The sequence below is a fragment of the Pseudomonas shiyinii genome (assembly GCF_056725765.1).
Map to the genome: position 1 here is coordinate 4,631,681 of NZ_CM161522.1, position 20,144 is coordinate 4,651,824.

The 20,144-nt window shown below is 64.8% G+C and carries 21 protein-coding genes; 6 read left to right on the forward strand and 15 right to left on the reverse strand.

What is annotated here, in order from left to right; translation table 11 throughout:
- Window positions 1–14: 14 nt before the first annotated feature.
- The 3 genes from ACXHGZ_RS20925 to ACXHGZ_RS20935 all read right to left on the reverse strand — a co-directional run bounded on the left by ACXHGZ_RS20925 (window position 15) and on the right by ACXHGZ_RS20935 (window position 3,295).
- A complete protein-coding gene (locus ACXHGZ_RS20925) occupies window positions 15–647 on the reverse strand; it encodes a LysE family transporter (RefSeq protein ID WP_196144612.1) in 633 nt (210 codons plus the stop codon).
- Between the two features lie 150 nt (window positions 648–797).
- Window positions 798–1,385, reverse strand: coding sequence for a mechanosensitive ion channel domain-containing protein (locus ACXHGZ_RS20930; protein WP_480461339.1), 588 nt, complete (start codon window positions 1,383–1,385; stop codon window positions 798–800).
- Window positions 1,385–3,295: an ATP-binding cassette domain-containing protein gene (locus tag ACXHGZ_RS20935; protein ID WP_480461341.1), complete on the reverse strand. Its 1,911-nt coding sequence runs from the start codon at window positions 3,293–3,295 to the stop codon at window positions 1,385–1,387. Before ACXHGZ_RS20935 ends, ACXHGZ_RS20930 begins: the two co-directional genes overlap by 1 nt.
- Window positions 3,296–3,364: 69 nt before the next feature.
- Here ACXHGZ_RS20935 and ACXHGZ_RS20940 point away from each other — a divergent pair, with 69 nt between their 5' ends.
- A complete protein-coding gene (locus ACXHGZ_RS20940; RefSeq protein ID WP_480461343.1) occupies window positions 3,365–3,847 on the forward strand; it encodes a TIGR02444 family protein in 483 nt (160 codons plus the stop codon).
- Here the strand turns inward: ACXHGZ_RS20940 and ACXHGZ_RS20945 are convergent.
- The gene (locus ACXHGZ_RS20945) at window positions 3,823–4,911 is read right to left on the reverse strand and encodes an AlgP family protein (protein ID WP_480461345.1); all 1,089 of its coding nucleotides are present in this window, start codon (window positions 4,909–4,911) and stop codon (window positions 3,823–3,825) included. The two genes, ACXHGZ_RS20940 and ACXHGZ_RS20945, sit on opposite strands and share 25 nt — an antisense overlap.
- 224 nt (window positions 4,912–5,135) lie before the next feature.
- Between ACXHGZ_RS20945 and ACXHGZ_RS20950 the strand changes: the two genes are divergently transcribed.
- Window positions 5,136–5,798: an FKBP-type peptidyl-prolyl cis-trans isomerase gene (locus ACXHGZ_RS20950; RefSeq protein WP_480461347.1), complete on the forward strand. Its 663-nt coding sequence runs from the start codon at window positions 5,136–5,138 to the stop codon at window positions 5,796–5,798.
- 9 nt (window positions 5,799–5,807) lie between these two features.
- On the opposite strand, the gene rsd is transcribed toward ACXHGZ_RS20950, so the two are convergent.
- The 7 genes from rsd to ACXHGZ_RS20985 all read right to left on the reverse strand — a co-directional run bounded on the left by rsd (window position 5,808) and on the right by ACXHGZ_RS20985 (window position 12,267).
- On the reverse strand, window positions 5,808–6,278 hold the full coding sequence (gene rsd, locus ACXHGZ_RS20955; RefSeq protein WP_084855399.1) for a sigma D regulator: 471 nt from the start codon (window positions 6,276–6,278) through the stop codon (window positions 5,808–5,810).
- Between the two features lie 231 nt (window positions 6,279–6,509).
- Window positions 6,510–7,016, reverse strand: coding sequence for a disulfide bond formation protein B (locus tag ACXHGZ_RS20960; protein WP_084855398.1), 507 nt, complete (start codon window positions 7,014–7,016; stop codon window positions 6,510–6,512).
- Window positions 7,017–7,238: 222 nt separating this feature from the next.
- Entirely contained in the window at window positions 7,239–8,477 is a 1,239-nt protein-coding gene (locus ACXHGZ_RS20965) for a heme biosynthesis HemY N-terminal domain-containing protein (RefSeq protein ID WP_224457370.1), read from the reverse strand.
- On the reverse strand, window positions 8,474–9,574 hold the full coding sequence (locus tag ACXHGZ_RS20970; RefSeq protein ID WP_480461351.1) for a uroporphyrinogen-III C-methyltransferase: 1,101 nt from the start codon (window positions 9,572–9,574) through the stop codon (window positions 8,474–8,476). The genes ACXHGZ_RS20965 and ACXHGZ_RS20970 overlap by 4 nt, the downstream gene beginning before the upstream one ends.
- Before the next feature lie 45 nt (window positions 9,575–9,619).
- Window positions 9,620–10,390 (reverse strand): uroporphyrinogen-III synthase, encoded by a 771-nt coding sequence (locus ACXHGZ_RS20975; protein WP_480461353.1) that lies wholly within the window; start codon window positions 10,388–10,390, stop codon window positions 9,620–9,622.
- Entirely contained in the window at window positions 10,387–11,328 is a 942-nt protein-coding gene (hemC, locus tag ACXHGZ_RS20980; protein WP_480461355.1) for a hydroxymethylbilane synthase, read from the reverse strand. The genes ACXHGZ_RS20975 and hemC overlap by 4 nt, the downstream gene beginning before the upstream one ends.
- 195 nt (window positions 11,329–11,523) lie before the next feature.
- Window positions 11,524–12,267 carry a LytR/AlgR family response regulator transcription factor gene (locus ACXHGZ_RS20985; RefSeq protein WP_084855393.1) on the reverse strand — a complete coding sequence of 248 codons (744 nt, stop codon included), beginning with the start codon at window positions 12,265–12,267 and terminating at the stop codon, window positions 11,524–11,526.
- Window positions 12,268–12,576: 309 nt separating this feature from the next.
- Here ACXHGZ_RS20985 and argH point away from each other — a divergent pair, with 309 nt between their 5' ends.
- The gene (gene argH, locus ACXHGZ_RS20990; RefSeq protein WP_070572082.1) at window positions 12,577–13,971 is read left to right on the forward strand and encodes an argininosuccinate lyase; all 1,395 of its coding nucleotides are present in this window, start codon (window positions 12,577–12,579) and stop codon (window positions 13,969–13,971) included.
- 138 nt (window positions 13,972–14,109) lie between these two features.
- Here the strand turns inward: argH and ACXHGZ_RS20995 are convergent, their stop codons facing one another.
- Entirely contained in the window at window positions 14,110–14,769 is a 660-nt protein-coding gene (locus ACXHGZ_RS20995) for a glutathione S-transferase (RefSeq protein ID WP_465001564.1), read from the reverse strand.
- 147 nt (window positions 14,770–14,916) lie between these two features.
- Here ACXHGZ_RS20995 and ACXHGZ_RS21000 point away from each other — a divergent pair, with 147 nt between their 5' ends.
- The 3 genes from ACXHGZ_RS21000 (at window position 14,917) to ACXHGZ_RS21010 (ending at window position 18,637) form a co-directional block, all read left to right on the forward strand.
- Complete coding sequence (locus ACXHGZ_RS21000; RefSeq protein WP_084855390.1) at window positions 14,917–15,225, forward strand: hypothetical protein; 309 nt, start codon at window positions 14,917–14,919, stop codon at window positions 15,223–15,225.
- Between the two features lie 64 nt (window positions 15,226–15,289).
- Window positions 15,290–15,535 carry a TIGR02647 family protein gene (locus ACXHGZ_RS21005; RefSeq protein ID WP_084855389.1) on the forward strand — a complete coding sequence of 82 codons (246 nt, stop codon included), beginning with the start codon at window positions 15,290–15,292 and terminating at the stop codon, window positions 15,533–15,535.
- Between the two features lie 237 nt (window positions 15,536–15,772).
- Window positions 15,773–18,637 (forward strand): class I adenylate cyclase, encoded by a 2,865-nt coding sequence (locus tag ACXHGZ_RS21010; RefSeq protein ID WP_480461358.1) that lies wholly within the window; start codon window positions 15,773–15,775, stop codon window positions 18,635–18,637.
- A gap of 144 nt (window positions 18,638–18,781) precedes the next feature.
- Here ACXHGZ_RS21010 and rnk read toward each other — a convergent pair whose 3' ends face one another.
- The 3 genes from rnk to cyaY all read right to left on the reverse strand — a co-directional run bounded on the left by rnk (window position 18,782) and on the right by cyaY (window position 19,881).
- Window positions 18,782–19,192, reverse strand: a complete 411-nt coding sequence (gene rnk, locus ACXHGZ_RS21015; protein ID WP_084855387.1) for a nucleoside diphosphate kinase regulator — start codon at window positions 19,190–19,192, stop codon at window positions 18,782–18,784.
- 133 nt (window positions 19,193–19,325) lie between these two features.
- Complete coding sequence (locus tag ACXHGZ_RS21020; RefSeq protein WP_480461361.1) at window positions 19,326–19,547, reverse strand: DUF1289 domain-containing protein; 222 nt, start codon at window positions 19,545–19,547, stop codon at window positions 19,326–19,328.
- A 1-nt stretch (window position 19,548) separates the two neighbouring features.
- Window positions 19,549–19,881, reverse strand: coding sequence for an iron donor protein CyaY (gene cyaY / locus ACXHGZ_RS21025; RefSeq protein WP_043213409.1), 333 nt, complete (start codon window positions 19,879–19,881; stop codon window positions 19,549–19,551).
- Window positions 19,882–20,144 lie beyond the last annotated feature (263 nt).

The window sequence follows — 20,144 nt, forward strand, 5'->3', positions numbered from 1 at the left end:
CCGTCTGCGGCAGGTCAGACCGGCGCGCGGCGCAAGGTGGCCAGGAAGGTCGCCGCACCGATGAACAGCCCGGCGAAGGTGCGGTTCAGGCGCTTCTGCTGCTTGGGTGTGCGCAGCAACCGCAGCACGCGGGCTGCGAGCCCTGTGTAGCCAGCCATCACCAGCATGTCGACGGTGATCATGGTCGCGGTAATGGCCAGGTACTGCGGCAGCAACGGCTCATGGGGGTTGATGAACTGCGGCAGCACCGCGAGCATGAACACCAGGGCCTTGGGGTTGCTGACGTTGACCAGGAAGCCACGGAACACCAGGCTCAACGGCTTGCCGATCGGCCGCACGGCAGAGGAGTCGCTCATGTCCATGGGCAAAGCGCGCCATTGCTTGTAGGCCAGGTACACCAGGTAGCCGACACCGAACCACTTGATGAGCTGGAAGGCGGTGGCCGATGCCGCGAGGATGGCGCCGACACCAGCGGCGATGACGGCGATCTGCACGATCAGGCCCAGTTGCAGGCCCAGGGCGTTCCAGTAGCCACGCCAAAAACCGTACTGCAGCCCGCTAGACATCGAGGCAATGGCCCCGGCACCCGGCGACAGGCTGATCACCCAGCATGCGGCAAAAAAGGCCAACCAGGTTTCCATCGACATCGCACACCTCGCTCGAACAAATGTTGCAAAACGTTAAGCTACGGTCTTGGCGAAAAAATAACCAGCGATTTTTAGGGTGCCGGTGCAGGCTTTTTCACGGGTAAACTCGCTCTCACAGGCATACCGCCGAGCCCGATACGGTTCCAGCGATCAATCAGCCTCGACCGCCTCACCCTTGGTCACGACCGGCACCTCGGTCCCTCGCCAGCGGCGCACAGCCTTCTGGAAGAACTGGCTGTTCGGCACTTGCACCAGCGCCCCGCCCGCCTCGGGCGTTTCCATCAGCGTGGTGTACAACAGGTTGATGGCGATCACCCGGCCCTTGACCCCGGGCTTGTCCAGGGTATCGACCAGCTCGACCACATCGCCGATGCGAAACGGCCCGACCGTGAAGATCAGCACCGCGCAGAGCAGGTTGGACAACACGCTCCAGATGGCGAAGAACGCCACCGCTGCCACGGCCACGAAGCCCGACAGGGCCGTCCACAGCACCGTGGCCGAGACGCCCATGCGCTCCAGCACGAACAACAATGCGCTGCCCATGATCAGCCAGCGCAGGGCACCACGCACCGGCACCAGCAGCTCCGGCGGCAGCGGGTAGCGCTCGCCCAGGCTCTTCAGGCCCCGCGCGACCACCCGCTGCAGGATGAACGCGGCGACCAGGATCAGCAGGATCTGCAACCCCAGCCAGAACGCATCCATCCATTGCCCCGGCAGCAGCGAACGCAACGCCTCCATCAGGACAGCGCCTCGAGTTCGGCCTGCATGCTCTCGAGGGTCTCCAGGGCTTCCATCCAGGCTTCCTCAAGCTCACCTTCACGCTGCTTGAGCTTGGTCTGGCGGGCCAGCAGGTCACGCAATTCATCCTTGCGAGCCGCTTCGTAGAGGCTGGCATCGCCCAGGGCGGCTTCGATCTCGGCCAATTGCCCGTGCACCTGGTTCAGCTCGGCTTCCAGCTTCTCGGCTGCGCGCTTGTGTGGCGCCAGTTGCTGGCGCAAGGCGGCGGCAGCCTGGCGCTGGGCCTTCTTGTCGGTCTTGTCCGGGTTGACGGGGGCATTGCCGGCAGGGGCGCTGCGCTGGCGGTAATCGATCAGCCAGCGGCTGTAATCGTCCAGGTCGCCATCGAAGGCCTCGACTTTGCCGTCGGCCACCAGCAGGAAGTCATCCGTGGTGCTCTTGAGCAGGTGACGATCGTGGGAAACCACCACCACCGCGCCGCTGAATTCCTGCAGGGCCATGGTCAGGGCCAGACGCATCTCCAGGTCCAGGTGGTTGGTCGGTTCGTCGAGCAGCAGCAGGTTGGGCCGCTCCCAGGCGATCAACGCCAGGGCCAGGCGCGCCTTCTCGCCACCGGAGAAGTTCACCACAGGCTCGTCGACGCGGTCGCCGTGAAAGTCGAAGCCACCGAGGAAGTCACGCAGGGTCTGCTCGCGCTCGGCAGGTGCGATGCGTTGCAGGTGCAGCAACGGGCTTGCCTTGTCGTCCAGCGAGTCGAGCTGGTGCTGGGCGAAATAGCCCACGGCCAGGTTCTCGCCACGGACCAGGCGCCCGGCAAGCGGTTGCAGTTCACCGGCCAGGTTCTTGATCAGGGTCGACTTACCGGCGCCGTTGGGGCCGAGCAGGCCGATACGGGCACCGGGGGCCAGCTGCAGCTTGACCTTCTCCAGAACGGCCTTGTCGCCATAACCGAGCCGACCTTCGGAAAGGTCGAGCAAGGGGTTGGAGATCTTCTCCGACTCACGGAAGACGAAGTCGAACGGCGAATCCACATGGGCCGCCGACAGCTCTTCCATCCGCTCCAATGCCTTGATCCGGCTCTGCGCCTGGCGAGCCTTGGTGGCCTGGGCGCGGAAGCGGGCGATGTACTTCTCCATGTGCGCACGGCGAGCCTGCTGCTTCTCGTAGGCCTGCTGCTGCTGCGCCAGGCGCTCGGCCCGGGTGCGCTCGAAGGCGGTATAGCCGCCCTTGTAGAGGTTGAGCTTGCGCTGTTCGACGTGCACCACATGGTCGACCACCGCATCGAGGAAGTCGCGGTCGTGGGAAATCAGCAACAGCGTGCCGGGGTAGCCCTTGAGCCAGTCTTCCAGCCAGAGGATGGCGTCCAGGTCCAGGTGGTTGGTGGGTTCGTCGAGCAGCAGCAGGTCGGACGGGCACATCAGCGCCTGGGCCAGGTTCAGGCGCATCCGCCAGCCACCGGAGAAGTCGCCGACGCGGCGATCCATCTGTTCGGCAGTGAACCCGAGCCCGGCCAGCAACTTGCGTGCTCGGGCATCGGCGGTATAGCCGTCAGCGCTGTCCAGCTCACTGTGCAGGCGTGCCAGGGCGGTCCCATCATGGGCAGCCTCGGCGGCGGCCAGTTCAGCCTGGACCTTGCGCAGGCGCACGTCACCGTCGAGCACATAGTCCACGGCCAGGCGGTCGAGGGTATCGACTTCCTGGCGCATGTGGGCGATGCGCCAGTCGGCCGGCAGTTGGCAGTCGCCGCCATCGGGTGACAGCTCGCCACGCAGCAAGGCGAACAAACTGGATTTTCCGGCGCCGTTGGCGCCGATCAGGCCGGCTTTGTGACCGGCGTGCAGGGTCATCTCGGCGCCTTCTAGCAAGCGCTGCGGACCACGCTGTAAAGTGAGGTTGGATAGTCTGATCATGATGGTCGCGGAGTCTATCAGCTTCCCACTGGAGCACACAGGCCACCTTGACCACTGGCGAGCCCGAACATGCACGACGATTTGTGGAACTACGCCCTGGCCCTGTACACCCGGCCGGGGGTTGAAAGCGCCTGCCTGACCTTGCAGGCACTGGGCGGTGATGTCTGCCTGCTGCTGTGCGGCACCTGGCTGCGAGCGCGTGGCGTGGCGCCGGATGCCGAGCGGGTGCGTGCACTGCAGGAGCTTGCCGCGCCCTGGCAACACCAGGTCGTGACGCCGTTGCGAACGCTACGCCAACAGTGGCGTGCCGGCGTGCAGGACGACCCGCAGCTGGCGGCGTTGCGCGAGCGAGTGAAAGGGTTGGAATTGGAGGCCGAGCGCACCTTGCTGGCACGCCTGGAGCAGCGGGCACAGGCATGGCCCACTACGCAGGGCCACCCTGCGGAAGACTGGCTGCCCTGGCTGGCGCCAGAGCAGGCCCGCGACCACGACGCGCTGCGTCAACTGCGCGTCGTGGCCGAAGGGCTTCAGGACGCCGACGAAGGCGACTGAGCCGGGCTGCTGGCCGGTGCTGGCGAAGCGGCAGCCGGTGCCGCCGAGTGGGTCGCTGGCGCCGAGCTGCTGCTTACCGCCGGCGTGGATGGCTTGGTTTCGGCAGGCTTGCTGGCGGCAGGCTTGCCTGCAGCTGGCTTGGCCGGGGCTTTTGCCGCAGCGGGTCTGGCTGCGGGCTTGCTAGCGGTGGCCTTGGCAGCAGCGGGTTTGGCAGCCGGCTTGGCGGCGGCGCTCTTGGCCGCGGTAGGTTTGGCTGCGGGCTTGGCAGCAGCCTTGGTGGCGGCTGGTTTGGCTGCGGGCTTCGCGGCAGCGGCCTTGGCGGCAGCTGGCTTGGCAGCGGTGGCTTTGGCAGCAGGCTTGGCAGCGGCAGCTTTGGTCGCAGCGGGTTTGGCAGCAGCGGTACGCGCGGCTGGTTTGGCAGCAGCAGTCTTCGTGGCTGCGGGCTTGGCGGCGCTGCGGGTAGCCGGCTTGGCAGCAGCGGCTTTGGCGGCGGCCGGTTTTGCAGCAGGTTTGGCAGCGGCAGTGCGAGCGCTAGCCGGTTTAGCGGAAGCCTTGGCTGGGGCCGCTTTGGCGGCCGGCTTGGCAGCCGGTTTGGCCGCGGCTTTCACCGGCGCCTTGGCCGCAGGCTTGGCCACCACCCGCGCCGGAGCCTTGGCAGCGGCGGCACGTTGGTCAAGCGCCTTGCCGGCGGCTTCGCGTACCTTGCCGACACCCTGAGCCAGCTTCAGGCTTTCCTGGGCATCGCGCTTGAGCTGTTGAATATAAGTGCGAGTCTGTGCCTGACGCTCTTTGAGCGAATCGAGCAACTCTTCAAGTTCGCCGGCTGCTTTCTGGGCCTTGCCCTGGGCCTTGGCTTTACCGGCCTTGGCGGCGTCCTGCAACTTCAGGCGCGCATTGTGGAGTTTCTCCTGCGCCTTGCCACGTTGCTTTTCCAACTTGGTCAGGAGTTTCTCGGCATCCGCCAGCGCTTGCGAGCAGGCATCTTCCAAATGTTCGAGCAGGCTGCCCGAAAGTTGCTGGAGCAGGTGCAACGGCGTACTGACTGGCTTCTTCTTGGCCGACATGGCTTACCTCCTGGCTGACGAGAGTGCGGCTCATACTATGCTTCTGCTGCTTACGCCGCTAGGGCATGTTGACCGTAATATTGATGCCGCGTTGCATGCCTGGGCAAAGTTGTCATCTTGCAGCTCGGTGCAAGTGTAGTTGGTCAATAAAGTGTTGCTGATATTTACATATCTTTCATCAACAAGGCTGGCATACTTTCCGTTCCTCCCAACCGGAGTTGAACGTGCCTCGTTATCTTGTCCTGAGCCTGTGCCTGGCAGCCCCCTTTGCCCTGGCCGATCCTGATACCCCTGCCAATGACCATGACCTGGCCTACAGCCTGGGCGCGAGCCTCGGTGAGCGCCTGCGCGCCGAAGTTCCCGGCCTACAGCTCGATGCACTGCTCGAAGGGTTGCGCCAGGCCTACCAAGGCCAGCCACTGAAACTGGAAAAGCCGCGCATGCAGGCCATCCTCCAGCAGCACGAGGAACGGGCCAACGCAGCGGCAGAGCAGGCCGAGATCGAGCGGCTACAGGCGGACGAAAAACGCTTCATGGCCAGCGAGCGGGCGCGCGCCGGCATGCATGAGCTGGACGGGGGCATCCTTTACACTGAACTGGCGCGTGGCAATGGCGACGCCCCCAGGGCCGGCGGCAAGGTGCAGGTACGCTACGTGGGGAAACTGCCGGACGGCTCGGTCTTCGACCAGAGCCTGCAACCGCAGTGGTTCAGCCTGGATTCGGTAATCGAAGGGTGGCAGGCAGCCTTGCCGCGCATGAAGGCAGGGGCGAAGTGGCGCCTGGTGATCCCCTCGGCGCAGGCCTATGGCGCCGAAGGCGCGGGCGACCTGATCGCCCCTTACACGCCCCTGGTGTTTGAAATCGAACTGCTGGCGGTCGCCAACTGACACAGGCCGTCAGGCCTGCACCGCGCTCTCTTCCTTGTGCGCGTTGTGCAGCACTTCGATCAGGCAGTCTTCCAGCTCGAAGCGCTCATGCAGCAAGCTGCCGAGCTTGCCCAGTTTTTCGGCGAAGCGCTCTGTGTCCTTGCATTCCCCTTTCTCGCAATGGTCATTGAAGGCCAGGGCGATCTGGGTAATGTCATTGATTCGCGGATTGATATCCTCGGCCAGCTTCAGAGCCTCGTTGTCACCGAACGCCTTGGCCTCCGTGACCAATTGTTCGCAGACTTCGAAATGCCACGCCGACACATAATCGACCAGCACCGCACAGAAGTCGCGGTTCTTGTCCTTGTCGGCAAAGGCTGGCTTGGCATCGCGCAAGGTGCGAAAAGCCTTGACCAGCTCCTCCCGCTCCTTGAGCCAACGATCGATCAGCTTGTGAACCCCACCCCAGCGTTCCTGAGCGTTCTGACAACTATCGAGCATGGCTATCTCATCCCTTCTGGGTTGATGCCGCTGCACCTCGCGCATAAACACCGCAGCACAAAGGTGACATCAGCAGGACGGCATCGAGCAGTTGTGTTTTCGGTATGCGTGCTGGGAGATTATTCCCGCGCGTGCTGGCCTTCAAGGTACGCAGCGGACAAAGTTCATACAAGCGTTTAATCCCCTTCCGGGGCACCGCTGGTCGAACAATCCCATCGCGCTTGCCATGGGTCAACCTTTGTCGATCATGTGCAAGCGATACGCAACCAACCACCCCAGGGGTAGCGTCGATAACAGCAGGAAGGCCAGCAGGCTCCATTCGGGCAGGGTCAGGTCGATGAAGCTCCAAGTCAACGAGGTGCAGTCGGGGCCACCGAACAGAAGTTGCCTCAAGGCCTCGCGCCAGGATTGCTCCACGACCCGCCCGAACGGCATCTGGCAGGTCTCGACCACCGCACCCGCTCCCTGCAGCCAGACATGCCGCGCCGCCAGCAACGCGCCCCCCACCGAACTGGCCAGCGCCAGCCCGGCATAGTTGCGACTGCCACGCAATTGCGGCCTGTGGACAATGGCGCATAGGCAGATCAGCGAATACATCCCCAACAGCAGTCGCTGGCTGAAGCACAGCGGACATGGCACCAGGTTCAACACATGCTCGAGATGGAAAGAGGCGATCAGGACCGCCATCGAGGCGAGCCAGCCTGGTAGGAAGAAGACGCGCAAACGGGCCGGCAGCATGGGCAAGGAAAGTCCCGGGTTGGATGAAGTAGTCCGGAACGGTAGAGGAAAGACACGCTTTGTTTCAAGGCACTACCGGGAAGACAAGTCCCTGATTGAAAAAGGAAAGTGTTCAATTTCCTGTAGGAAGTTTCCGAAGCAGGCCAGCGTAAACACTGGCGATGCCACCGGAGAAGTTACTGACACAAGTGCCCACGGGGTGGCATGGGCACTTGTGTCGGGTCAGGCACGCACGCCTTCGGGTAGAGGCAGGGCTAGCAGGCGCTCGTCCAGCAGGCCCAGGCCCTCCTGGAACAACTGGTTGCTGCGCTCGGTTTCCCCAAGCCCGGCAAGCAGGCGGGCCAATTCGGCACAGGCTTCCGGGTTGCGCTCCATGCGCAAGCTGCTCTCCAGGTAGTCACGGGCCTTGCCCCACAGGCGGTTCTGCAGGCTCAGCCGCCCCAGGGTCAGCAACAGGCTCGGGTCTTGTGGGTGCTCCTTGAGCCAGCCCTCGGCCGTTTGCAACTGGCGGGCGGTATCGTCACCGCGCACCAGGCCATACAGCCGGGCCAGGTGGCTTTCATACTGCCGCTTGAGGGCAGCGCGCAGCACCTGCTCGGCCTCGCCCTGGGCTCCGACCTGGCGCAATTGCTCGGCATACGCCGAAACCAACTGCGGCTCCTGGCGCTGGGCAGCGGTCAGCTGTTGCCAGGCTCGTTCCAGTGCCTGCCGGGCCGCCTGCGGGTCTTCGCCGCGGGTCGCGGCCAAGCCCAGGTTCTGGCCCCAGGCACGTTGCTCCAGTTCGGCCAGTTCCTTGGCTGGCAGCACCTTGCCCTTGCGCAACTCGGGCAGCAGCCGGATGAGGGCCGACCAGTCACCGGTCTCCAGGTGCAGGCGATGCAGCAGGCGCAGCACCTGCGGGTTGTGCGGGTGGCGCTCCTGCATGGCCAGCAAAGTTTCATGGGCGCCGCCGATATCGCCACGGTCCATCTGCAGCTGCGCGTGAGTCAAGGCGATGGCCAGTTCGGCCTGTGGCTGGCGCTCGAGGGCACGCTCGAGCAGGTTGTCGCTCTCCTCTGCTCGGCCCAGTTCGTTGGCGGCACGCGCCGCGCCAAGGTAGTAGAGCAGCGGCTGGCGCTCGGCCTCGGCCGCCCGGTGCAAGTGGCGCTGGGCACTGGCCCAGCGGCCTTCGGCCAGGTCCAGCTGGCCTTGCTCGATGGCGATGCGGGTGCGCCGGCTGCGGTTGCGGCGCGACCAAGGGTTGACCACGCCAGTGGAGGTCAGCACCAGGCCCACCAGGTAACGCAGCAACCAGAGCACCACGACGACGGCAACCAGCGCCGCCAAGGCCGCCCACAGCCCGGACTGGTAACGGAACCCACCATAGGCGATCAGCACATAGCCGCTGTGCTTGGCCACCGCGATGCCCAATGCCGCGGCCACCACGATCGCCAGTACCGCCAGCAGGTAGACACGCTTCATGGCTTGCCCCCTTCGGCTTCGGCCGGCAGGTGGCTGCGCTGGATATAGGCCTGCACCGCCGCCAGGCTCTCGCTCAGGTCAGGGGTGACCACCGAGACCGGCTGCTCGGCCAGTTCGTTGAGGCTGGCAAGCATGGCCTTGCTCTGCGGGTTGTCGGCGTTGAAGTTGGCCAGCAGTACGCTGCGCGCATCGTCCAGAGCCTGGGTATAGACCTTGGCGTCGCCATTGAGCGCGGCCCATTGGGCCTGTTCGATGGTCAGGCTCAGGGCCAGGCGCAACTGGTTCAGCGACTGCCCGGACAGCAGCGGCCGCACGTTCTCATCGGCATTGAACTCGATCTGGAAGTACTTGGAGATCTCGGCCCACCACTGGGACAGGCGGCTGGCACCGTCGCCGTCGGCGGTCAGTGCCCCCAGGGCGTCAGCCTTGGTTTCGAACTCCGGCGCCTGGGCGCTGAGTTGCTGGACCAGCTCGCGCTGGGCGGCGAGCTTGAGGAACAGGCCGGTGCGATCCGGCTGTTCGGTGCTGTTGAGGGTCGCAAGGCTGCGGGCCAGTTGCTCGCGGGCGGCGAAGGCGCCCGGGTCGCTCTGCTCGCGCAGGATCTCGTCGGCGCCTTCGACCAGCGCCTTGGCGCTGGTGATGTCCTGCAGGGCCGACAGGCGCAGGGTCGCCAGGCGCAGCAGGTGCTCGGCCTCGGCCAGGCGCCATTCCTTGCGGCTTTCGCCGAGCACCGTCTCCAGGCGCTGGCTCAGGCGTTGCTGGTCGCCCTGCAGTTGGGCCACCAGGCGCCGGCGATCTTCCAGCTCACTGGCTGCCGGCAGACTGGCCAGCTGGGCGCTGATCTGCTGTTCGCGCTGCTGCAAGGCGGCCGTGCGCTCGTTGAGGGTTTGCAGGTGCTGGCCCTGGCCTTGCTCGGTGCCTTGCAGCTGGCGAACCTGCCAGACGCCCCAACCACCGACTGCGACCCCAGCCGCACCCAGCAGCAGAGCCAACAGCGCCAAGCCATTGCCAGAGCGCTTGGCAGGCGTGGCGGAGGTGGATTCCGGCGTCTCGGACGCCGTAGGTTGTTCGTTGTTGGACAAGACAGTTTCGCTCACGTATCCATCCTTTGCATGGGGGCGCGTCGCATACAGCTTAGCGCCTTAGTCGGCAGGTGCAGCACTTCGCTGCACCGCAGCAATCAAGGCCGTGGCACTGGCGCCACGGCAATCCACAATCTGTTGGCCGCCTGCCGCCCTGGCTTGTTCGGCGACCCTGGGGCTCGGCACGAACAATGGCAGGTGCGAGAGGCGCGGCCAATCGGTGCCCGCCAGCTGCAGCAGGTGCTCGAGGCCCTGCCCACTGCTGACCACCAGACCGTTGAGGCGTTCCGCCTCGACGCGGCGCAGCAGGGTACCGGCCGGATACTCCGGCAGGTTGCGGCGATACAGTTCCAGATAATCGACACTAGCACCTTGCTCTCCAAGACGCCCGGCCAACAGTTCGCGACCTCCCACACCACGGACGATCAAAACCCGTGGCCTGGCGACCTCGGCGATAGCCTCGCGCAGCTGGGGCAGCGCGAGCAAGGCCTCGCTGTCATCGCCTTGGGCTGGGAAGCTGGCGTGCAGGCCGTGGCGCTCGAGCACCTGGGCCGTGGCCGCGCCCACCGTGAACCAGCCCCGGCATGGCGGCTTCAGGCCAGCCGTGGCCAGGTGTTCGAGCAACAGGCGAGCAGCCGGCTTGCTGACCACGATGATCGCCTGGTACGCCTGCAGTTGCGCAAGCATCCCGGTCTGCGGCGTCTCGAGCGTAACAGGCGCGATGGCCAGCAACGGCAGGCTGCTGCTGGCGATACCCACCTGCGCGAGGCTTTGCGCCAGCGCCTGGCACTCCTCTTCAGGGCGGGTCAGCAGCAGGCGCCAGGGGTTCACGGGTGGCCGGCCTCGCCGTATACGTCCTTGAGGATCGCCTCGGCGCCCTGTGCCAGCAGGGCCTCGGCAACCTGCACACCCAGCGCCTCGGCCTCGCCGCGCGGCGCCCGGGCATCGGCCACCAGCAAGGTGCCACCACTGGGCTGGCCGACCAGGCCACGCAGCCACAGTTGCTCGCCTTCGAGCACCGCGTAGCAGGCGATCGGCACCTGGCAGCCGCCGTTCAGACGTTTGTTCAAGGCCCGCTCGGCCACCACCCGGTCGGCGGTGTCGACGTGATGCAAAGGCGCCAGCAGGGCATGGATCGCCTGGTCGGCGCTGCGGCACTCGATACCCACTGCGCCCTGCCCGCCCGCTGGCAGGCTGTCTTCGACACTGATGCTGGAGCGGATACGGTCTTCGAAGCCCAGGCGGATCAGGCCGGCCGCGGCAAGGATGATGGCGTCGTATTCACCGGCATCGAGCTTGGCCAGACGGGTGTTGACGTTGCCACGCAGGAAGCGGATCTGCAGGTCTGGGCGGCGAGCCAGCAGCTGTGCCTGGCGGCGCAGGCTGGAGGTGCCGACGATGCTGCCGGCCGGCAGTTCTTCGAGGCTGGAGAAACGGTTGGAAACGAAGGCATCGCGGGGGTCTTCACGCTCGCAGATGCAATACAGGCCCAGGCCCTCGGGGAAGTCCATGGGCACATCCTTCATCGAGTGCACGGCGATGTCGGCTTCGTTGTCCAGCAGGGCCGTTTCCAGCTCCTTGACGAACAGCCCCTTGCCGCCGATCTTCGCCAGCGGAGCGTCGAGCAGCTTGTCGCCGCGGCTGACCATGGGCACCAAAGTCACGACCAGGCCAGGATGGGCCTGTTCCAGGCGGGCCTTGACGTATTCGGCCTGCCACAGGGCCAAGGCACTTTTACGGGTGGCAATGCGGATTTCGCGAGTGGACATGGAACGCCCCGAACCAAAGAAATGCTGTCGATGATAACAGCATCGTCGGGGTCGCTTGCAGATATGGGTCAGGATCCTTTGTTGCCTGGGCCACCCCAATCGCCGGCAAGCCGGCTCCCACGGAAATGGTGCAATGCGCGAACCTGGCGGTATTCCTGTGGGAGCCGTCTTGCCGCCAATAGGGCCGCAGCAGGCTCAGAGGGTCTGCATCATCTTGCGCACGCCGGCCACATGGCGGCGGCTGACGGTCAGGGCGTCACCGTCCAGGCCCTTGAGGTACAGCTGGAAATGCCCCAGCGGCGTACGCTGCAGGCGTTCGATACGTTCACGGGCGACCAGCGCGTTACGGTGGATGCGCACGAAGCGCTCACCGAATTCGTCTTCCAGGGCCTTGAGCGGCTCGTCCAGCAGGACCTCGCCGGCTTCGTGGCGCAAGGTCACGTACTTGTGGTCGGCGATGAAATAGATGACCTGGGGCAACGGGATCAACTCGATGCCTTTACGCGTCCTTGCACTGATATGGCTGCGCGGCCCACCGCCTTCATTGGCAGGCCGGGTAAGGGCGGCGAGCTGGGCACGGTTGGGTTTGTCGGCCTTGCGCAAGGCATCGCGCAGGGCCTGGGGTTGGATGGGCTTGGTGACGTGGCTGAGGGTACTGTCCTTGAAGGCCTGGCTTCCGTATTCATCATCACCGGTGCAGAACACCACCGCCGGCGGTGCCTCGCGTTCGCACAGGCGGGCGGCGACCTGCAGGCCATCAACGCCGGGCATGCCGATGTCCAACAGGACCACATCGGGCTTGAGGCTTTCGATCAAGGCCAGGGCCTCCTCGCCGTTGGTGGCGCTGGGCTCCAGCACGGTGTAGCCCTCCAGCTCGCCAAGCAGCCTGCCAAGGCGTTCGCGGGCCAGGGGTTCGTCATCAACGATCAGGACATTCATGATTACGCTGGATTCCTGAGTGAGTCTCGCATGGGTATAGCGTAGACAGATGTAGGGTGACCGACAGCGCGGTCACGCTCTAGACCGATGCGATGGCCAAAGATTCACTGACCTGACAGATTCGCTGCCAGTCCTTTGTCCAACTGTAGACGCTTCGTGGAACACTGCCGTTCAATCGTTGAATATCCCCACATCCGATGCTGGCACGCATTTTCGGCGGATTCTCTCGACCAGCGCCCTGCGGCGCGTGCCCCAACCCTGCTATGATCGGCGCCACTTTTTTCGTTCACGCCTTCAACGAGTGAATCCATGAGCACCGACAAGACCAATCAGTCCTGGGGCGGCCGCTTCAGTGAGCCCGTCGACGCCTTCGTCGCCCGTTTCACCGCCTCGGTCGATTTCGACAAGCGCCTGTACCGTCACGACATCATGGGTTCGATCGCCCACGCCACCATGCTGGCGCAGGTCGGCGTGCTCACCGATGCCGAGCGCGATGCCATCATCGATGGCCTGAAGACCATCCAGGGCGAGATCGAGGCTGGCAGCTTCGACTGGCGTGTGGACCTCGAAGACGTGCACATGAACATCGAAGCACGCCTGACCGACCGCATCGGCATCACCGGCAAGAAGCTGCACACCGGTCGCAGCCGCAACGACCAGGTGGCCACCGACATCCGCCTCTGGCTGCGCGACGAGATCGACCTGATCCTCGCCGAGATCACCCGCCTGCAGCAGGGCCTGCTGGAGCAGGCCGAGCGCGAAGCCGAGACCATCATGCCGGGCTTCACCCACCTGCAGACGGCCCAGCCGGTCACCTTCGGCCACCACCTGCTGGCCTGGTTCGAAATGCTCAGCCGTGACTACGAGCGCCTGGTCGACTGCCGCAAGCGCACCAACCGCATGCCCCTGGGCAGCGCCGCGCTGGCAGGCACCACCTACCCGATCGACCGTGAGCTGACCTGCAAGCTGCTGGGCTTCGAGGCCGTGGCCGGCAACTCGCTGGACGGTGTTTCCGACCGCGACTTCGCCATCGAATTCTGCGCCGCGGCGAGCCTGGCGATGATGCACCTGTCGCGCTTCTCCGAAGAACTGGTGCTGTGGACCAGCGCCCAGTTCCAGTTCATCGACCTGCCCGATCGCTTCTGCACCGGCAGCTCGATCATGCCGCAGAAGAAGAACCCGGACGTCCCGGAGCTGGTGCGCGGCAAGAGCGGCCGCGTGTTCGGCGCCCTGACCGGCCTGCTGACCCTGATGAAAGGCCAGCCGCTGGCCTACAACAAGGACAACCAGGAAGACAAGGAACCGCTGTTCGACGCCGCCGACACCCTGCGCGACTCGCTGCGGGCCTTCGCCGACATGATCCCGGCGATCAAGCCCAAGCACGCCATCATGCGTGAAGCGGCCCTGCGCGGCTTCTCCACCGCCACGGACCTGGCCGACTACCTGGTGCGCCGTGGCCTGCCGTTCCGCGACTGCCACGAGATCGTCGGCCACGCGGTGAAATACGGCGTGGACACCGGCAAGGACCTGGCCGAGATGAGCCTGGACGAACTGCGCCAGTTCAGCGACCAGATCGAGCAGGATGTGTTTGCCGTGCTGACCCTGGAAGGGTCGGTCAATGCGCGCAACCACATCGGCGGCACCGCTCCGGCCCAGGTGCGTGCAGCCGTGGCACGCGGCAAGGCACTGCTGGCTTCACGCTAAGTCACCCTTGGGGCCGCCTGGCGGCCCAATCGCCGGCGAGCCGGCTGCCACAGGCCTCGCGCTGTTTTCAGAGGCACCGCCGTACCTGTGGGAGCCGGCTCGCCGGCGATTGGGGTGCACAGCAGCCCCCTTCTCATCTCAACGCTTGCCGCGCACCATCTCCAGGAACGCCGGCATCGCCGCGTCCTTGTCTGCCGCGATCTGCGCCACGTGCGGATTGTCCGCGAATGTCTTCATCAACGCCTCGGCCTGCGGGAAATCCGCCAGGAAGTCGATGTTCAGCACTTTTTTGCCCACTGCACAGGCCAGGTCCACCGAGAAGCAGAACATCAGGTCGGCCAAGGTCATCTGTTCGCCCGCCACATAGGGAGCGAAACGGCCATTGCGCTTGAGCGTGGCGAACCCTGCCAGCAAGTCGGCGCGGGCACGCTCCTTGACCACCGGCTCAACCGCCATGCCGAAGAAGGCTTCCGGGTAGCAGGTGCGCGCCGGCAGCTCGATGTACAGCTCGATTTCCTTGAGCAGCTCACGCACCTTGGCTTGGGCGAAGGCATCGGCCGGCAGCAGCGGCTTGCCACCTTGGGTCTGCTCGATGTAGTCGAGAATCACGCTGGTCTCGCTGAGAAAGCCATGTTCGGTCTCCAGCACCGGCACCTTGCCACGCGGGCTGATGGCCAGGGACTGCGGCGTCTGGCTGGGGAAGAGCAGCACTTCTTCGAAGGGCAGGCCTTTTTCCAGCAGGGCCAGCTTGACCATGTTGTAGTAATTGCTGACGGCAAATCCATGTAGCTTGAGCATTGGTTACAGCCTCCAGGCCGTAGTGGGATGAGCCGGCTGTTTATAGCCCCATCGCCTGCGGCTGGCCAGCATCATCCGCCAGGTCGATGGCCAGGCATCGCCGACGCGGGCATGGCACACTGTGCATCCCATCCCAGGAGCACAGCCATGAGCGAGCCCAGCGACATCGACAATAATGAAGAGGAAGCCTTCGTCGAGGCGACCCTGACCCAGGCCATCGAGAACCAGATCGAAAGCGGCGAGCCGCCAGCGGCCAAGGCTACCTTCAATAAACTGACCCTGGTCGGCTACGAGCGCGAGGACATCCTCAACCTCATGGCCCACGTGCTGGCCATCGAGATCGATGCCATGCTCGATGAAGACCGTCCGTTCAATGGCGAGTGGTACGAGAACGCCCTGCGCGCCCTGCCCGAGCTTCCACCTGAAGCAGATCAAGGCGACAACGACGAAGCCTGACTACACTCCAGGATCAGGCACCGACCACGGTGCCTCCGTCCTCGTCTGGAAGTCAGGAGTCGCCATGTCCTTCACCCCCGAACTGATCGCCGAACTGGAAGTCCTCGCCCTGTTCAACCTGGATTCCCACCAGGAAGGCATCAAGGTCCACAGCAATGCCTCCCCTGCCCTGGTGGCTGCCGCCCGGCGCCTGTACGAAAAGCAACTCACCGACCAGCCCGACGGCGGCTACCTGACCAGCCTGGGGCTCGATGCCGCCCAGAGTGTCCAGCAGGTGCTGACCATCCTCAAGGCGGCACAACCGGCCTGAGCCAAACCCGCGCCTCAGGAATACCACGCCTCCTCCCCTGCGGGCTTGTCCCGCGATTGGGCCAGCCCTGCCATCGTAGTTGCATGGCAAGGGCTTCGCCCTTGATCGCGGGGCAAGCCCGCTCCCACAGAGGGGGCGGCAGCAGCAGGAAAATGACGTCAAAAAGCCACTTATCGCTTATCCGACTGCAATACTCAGGCTAAACTCGCCGCAGCGCCTGGAAGCCCTGAGTACGCAATGAACCGCCCCCACGAAATCTGCCCCGACCTCGACCAAGGCATCGACCGCAAGGAACTGGCGAAACTGCGTGCGCGCTTCCTGCACGTCAACCAGGAGCGCCTGGAGCGGGCACGGGAAGGCCTTTCGGCACGCCAGCAACACGTGCTGACCCTGTTGCCGCTGCTGTTCCACGTCAATCACCCGCTGTTGCCAGGCTACGTCTCGGGCAACACCCCCGCCGGCCTGTCCGGCTTCGAGCCCGGCCCGCAGTTGCTGGCCGAGGCCCAGCGCCTGACGCGCTCCTTCACCCACAAAGCCCGCCAGGGCAATGTGCCGCAGCCCATCCACGGCCTGTTCCTGATGGGCAGCCTGGGCACGCTGGCCCAGGCCGAGCAAAGCGACATGGATGTATGGGTGTGCCATGCCCCGGGGCTTGGCGAACATGAACTGGCCGAACTGCGGCGCAAATGCCAGCTGCTCGAGGCCTGGGCGGCCAGCCAAGGCGCGGAGGCGCACTTCTTTCTCATAGAACCCCAGGGGTTCGTCGACGGCGAGCGCAATGGCCAGCTGAGCTCGGATGACTGCGGCACCACCCAGCACTACCTGCTGCTGGACGAGTTCTACCGCACCGCCATCTGGTTGGGCGGGCGTACGCCCTTATGGTGGTTGGTACCGGTGTACGAAGAGCACAACTACCGGGCCTACACCCAGACGCTGCTGTCCAAGCGCTTCATCCGTGCCGAGGACGACCTCGACCTCGGTCATCTGGCGCACATTCCGCCCGGCGAGTTCGTCGGTGCCGGGCTGTGGCAGCTGTTCAAGGGCATCGACTCACCTTACAAATCATTGCTCAAGCTCCTGCTGACCGAGGCCTACGCCAGCGAGCACCCTGGCGTGCGCTGCCTGAGCCTGGACTACAAGCAGGCAGTGTTCGCCAACCACCTGGACCTGGACGCCCTGGACCCGTACGTGATGGTCTACCGGCGTATCGAACATTACCTGCAAGGCCGTGGCGAAACCGCACGCCTCGAACTGGTACGGCGCAGCCTGTACCTGAAGGTCAACAAGAAGCTCAGCGAGCACGGCCGCGCCCGTGCCGGTGGCTGGCAACGCCAGTTGCTGCAACGCCTGGCCGGGGAATGGGGCTGGGACGAACGCCAACTGGCGATGCTCGACAGCCGTGCCCAGTGGAAGGTGCGCCAAGTCGCCGTCGAACGCCGTGAGCTGGTAGCCGAGCTCAACCACAGCTACCGATTCCTCACCCAGTTCGCCCGCGGCCAGAACGCCAGCACCCGGGCCGACCAACGCGACCTCAACGTCCTGGGCCGCCGCTTGTATGCAGCCTTCGAACGCCGCGCCGGCAAGATCGAGGTGATCAACCCGGGCATCGCACCGGACCTGGCCGAGGACACCCTGACGCTAGTGCAATCGCCCAACCGAAAGGAGCCCGGCACCTGCCACTGGGGCTTGTACAACGGCAACCTGGGCGTGCACGAATGGGAGCATTTCAGCCCCATCAAACGCTGCCGCGAGCTGCTCGAGCTGCTCACCTGGGCCCATCGCAATGGCGTGATCGACAGCAGCACACGCCTGGCGCTGCACCCTGGAAGCAGTGACCTGACCGAGTTCGAGCTGTTCAACCTGCTGGGCGCCCTGCAACACACGATCGCACTGCCACTGGAAACCGTCAGCGAGATCCGCCTGCTGCAACCGAGCGTGGCCGACGAGATCCTGCTGCTGGTCAATGTCGGCATCGACCCGTTGCGCCAGCATCGCGACCTGAACATCCTGATGACCACCGAACGCACGGACTCGCTGAGCTACGCGGGCGTGCGCGAGAACCTGGTGCTGACCCTGGACCAGGTCACCCTCAACAGCTGGAACGAAGTGCTGGTGCACCGCTACGACGGCGAACACGCCCTGGTGCGCTGTCTGCGCGACTACCTCAACAGCCTCGGCCAGCGCCGTCATCGCCCGCGCCTGCGGGTGCGCTGCTTCTGCCACAACCGCGCCCAGGCCATCACCCAACGGGTCGAGGGCATCTTCGCCACCGTACAACAGTTGCTCGACCAGGGCCTGAACCACCGTTACCTGCTGCAGGTTGCGCAGCATACCCATGTGCTGGAGCTCGAGCCCGGCCAGGTCACCCTCGCCACGCTCCCCGACCACGAGGCGGTGCTGGCGTGCCTGGGCGAGGAGCGTGGCGCCTACAGCCCCCTGCACCTGGATGCCAATGCCTTGCAGGATCATGACCTGCCACTGCTGCTGGAACAGGGACGCCCCCATTGCATCCAGGTGTTCTACCGCCTGTTCGAGGGCTGGGCCGACCTGTATGTGCTCGATGAATACAACGCGCTGTGGCAACAGCGCCTGCCTTTGCAGGACGAGGCGCACCTGCTGCTACCGTTGCAACGTTTCTTGCGCTCGGTGGTGGTTCGCCGCGACGCCCAGCTGCCGCTGGAGAGCCTGCAGCAGGCGTCGCTGGAGATCTTCTACTACCAGCTGCTGCCGTCGGGCAACGGCAAGGCGCGTAGCCTGGAGCCGCGGCCTGTGCCGAACGAAGAGGGTGGCCGAGGTGGCTATGAAGTCCAGGCGATCCTGCAGGCCGGTGCGGATGACGAGGTGCATGTGACGCTCTACTGCGACCAGCTGGAGTTTTCCCAGCTGGAGCATGGCGACCAGCTGTATGCCGTGGTCGCCCGCCAGATTCTTGGCCAGCGCCGCAGTGCGGGCAGCTACCGCTGCTACATCACCGACCTGGACCTGTCCGAGCTGCTGGAGGATGAGCAGGGTTCGACTGCGCTGTACTTGCGCTACAAGACCGAGCTGGAGAAGGCGTTGAATGAAGGGCTGGAGCAGTTGCAGGCGGTGCGGGAGCCTTGAGATCGGGGGCTGCGTTGCAGCCTATCGCCGGCAAGCCGGCTCCCACAGGTTCCGCGGTGTCTACAACAGCAGCGCAGGACAGGTGGGAGCCGGCTTGCCGGCGATGGGGCCTTAACTGGCAGGCATTCGCCCCTACCCTACCGTTCAAAGGTCGAAATCACCCGCCGCTTCCGGCTGGTACTCGACCTCCAGCAACGTCAGCTTGAGTGTCTTGCCGCCCGGCGCCGGCCAGTCGATCTGCTCGCCCACCGACAACCCCAGCAGCGCGCAGCCGATCGGTGCGAGGATCGACACCTTGCCTTCGCCGCCGGCATCCTTCGGGTACACCAGGGTCAGGTGATAGTCCTTGCCGCTGGCTTCCTCGCGGCAGTGCACGCGCGAGTTCATGGTCACCACCCCGGCCGGGACCTCCTCGTGACCCACCACCTGCTCGGCGCGGTCCAGCTCGTCCTGCAAGGCGAGCACACCCGGCGTACTTTCGTCGAGGCTGTCGATCAGACGCTCCAGACGCTGTACGTCCAATCGGGTGAGGATGAGGGAAGGCTTGGTGCTCATGATCCAGTCAGACTCCTTTTTAACAGGCAGATAAAGCAAAACCCCGCCCAAGGGCGGGGTTTGTGAATGCTTTTGGCGTCAACGACGCAAACCCGACACTACCACAGCCGGGCAAATACTCAAGCCCATGGCATCATCGAGTGCTGTGCTGCGCCCGTAGCACCTGGGCTTCGCGGCAGATCTGGCGGCGCCGTTCGTCGTCTGCCGAGCGCCATTCACGGATGTGTTCCACATGACGGAAACAACCGGTGCAGACCCTGCGCTCGTCGAGCCGGCAAACGCTGACACACGGCGAAGGCACCGCCGGGCTTACGTTGCTGTACAGCGGCTTGGGCGGCCGGGGTTGCTCGCTCATCTCAGATCTCGTCGAAGTCCAGCTTCTCGCCGGCGCGCTCCCAGACAATGCGCTCGAGCATCTCGCCCAGCAGCTCCTCGCTCTTCTCGCAGACCCATTTGCCGCTCTCTTCGTCATAATCGAAGTGGAAGCCCCCCGAGCGGTCGGCCAGCCACAGCTGGCGCAGCGGCTCCTGACGGCTGAAGATCAGTTGGCTGCCACTGTCGAACTTGATGGTGAGCACCCCGGCGGAGTTCTCCATGTCCACATCCAGCCCGCTTTCATCGAACAGGTCTTCCAGGGCCTGTTGGGTCGCGTCGACCAGGTCGTGGAAACGCGCTTCGCTCAAACTCATTGCAGGAACCTCGAAATTGGCTGCTTACGGCAAGCCGGGCAAGATACGGGCGCTCGCCGGCGAATGCAAAGGTTAGCATCTGGGTCGGCGGCGCTCCGTTCGTAGGTAGAACCGCTCCCGCAGCCCAGCGTTCGGCCCAGTCGGAACGAGTTCACCCGCCAACAGCATGCAGGCTGTATGTCCGCCAGGCGGACCGGTCCTTGCATAGGCAAGCCCGCAGGCGCTCGGTATACTCGGGCGTAATACTGCATATTTCAAAGGAT

What these genes read in the sequence shown, in the direction of transcription:
- ACXHGZ_RS20925 (WP_196144612.1), bottom strand. Translation starts at nt 647, where the DNA reads ATGTCGATGGAAACCTGGTTGGCCTTTTTTGCCGCATGCTGGGTGATC.
- ACXHGZ_RS20930 (WP_480461339.1), bottom strand. Translation starts at nt 1,385, where the DNA reads ATGGAGGCGTTGCGTTCGCTGCTGCCGGGGCAATGGATGGATGCGTTC.
- ACXHGZ_RS20935 (WP_480461341.1), bottom strand. Translation starts at nt 3,295, where the DNA reads ATGATCAGACTATCCAACCTCACTTTACAGCGTGGTCCGCAGCGCTTG.
- ACXHGZ_RS20940 (WP_480461343.1), top strand. Translation starts at nt 3,365, where the DNA reads ATGCACGACGATTTGTGGAACTACGCCCTGGCCCTGTACACCCGGCCG.
- ACXHGZ_RS20945 (WP_480461345.1), bottom strand. Translation starts at nt 4,911, where the DNA reads ATGTCGGCCAAGAAGAAGCCAGTCAGTACGCCGTTGCACCTGCTCCAG.
- rsd (WP_084855399.1), bottom strand. Translation starts at nt 6,278, where the DNA reads ATGCTCGATAGTTGTCAGAACGCTCAGGAACGCTGGGGTGGGGTTCAC.
- ACXHGZ_RS20960 (WP_084855398.1), bottom strand. Translation starts at nt 7,016, where the DNA reads ATGCTGCCGGCCCGTTTGCGCGTCTTCTTCCTACCAGGCTGGCTCGCC.
- ACXHGZ_RS20965 (WP_224457370.1), bottom strand. Translation starts at nt 8,477, where the DNA reads ATGAAGCGTGTCTACCTGCTGGCGGTACTGGCGATCGTGGTGGCCGCG.
- hemC (WP_480461355.1), bottom strand. Translation starts at nt 11,328, where the DNA reads ATGTCCACTCGCGAAATCCGCATTGCCACCCGTAAAAGTGCCTTGGCC.
- ACXHGZ_RS20985 (WP_084855393.1), bottom strand. Translation starts at nt 12,267, where the DNA reads ATGAATGTCCTGATCGTTGATGACGAACCCCTGGCCCGCGAACGCCTT.
- argH (WP_070572082.1), top strand. Translation starts at nt 12,577, where the DNA reads ATGAGCACCGACAAGACCAATCAGTCCTGGGGCGGCCGCTTCAGTGAG.
- ACXHGZ_RS20995 (WP_465001564.1), bottom strand. Translation starts at nt 14,769, where the DNA reads ATGCTCAAGCTACATGGATTTGCCGTCAGCAATTACTACAACATGGTC.
- ACXHGZ_RS21000 (WP_084855390.1), top strand. Translation starts at nt 14,917, where the DNA reads ATGAGCGAGCCCAGCGACATCGACAATAATGAAGAGGAAGCCTTCGTC.
- ACXHGZ_RS21005 (WP_084855389.1), top strand. Translation starts at nt 15,290, where the DNA reads ATGTCCTTCACCCCCGAACTGATCGCCGAACTGGAAGTCCTCGCCCTG.
- ACXHGZ_RS21010 (WP_480461358.1), top strand. Translation starts at nt 15,773, where the DNA reads ATGAACCGCCCCCACGAAATCTGCCCCGACCTCGACCAAGGCATCGAC.
- rnk (WP_084855387.1), bottom strand. Translation starts at nt 19,192, where the DNA reads ATGAGCACCAAGCCTTCCCTCATCCTCACCCGATTGGACGTACAGCGT.
- ACXHGZ_RS21020 (WP_480461361.1), bottom strand. Translation starts at nt 19,547, where the DNA reads ATGAGCGAGCAACCCCGGCCGCCCAAGCCGCTGTACAGCAACGTAAGC.
- cyaY (WP_043213409.1), bottom strand. Translation starts at nt 19,881, where the DNA reads ATGAGTTTGAGCGAAGCGCGTTTCCACGACCTGGTCGACGCGACCCAA.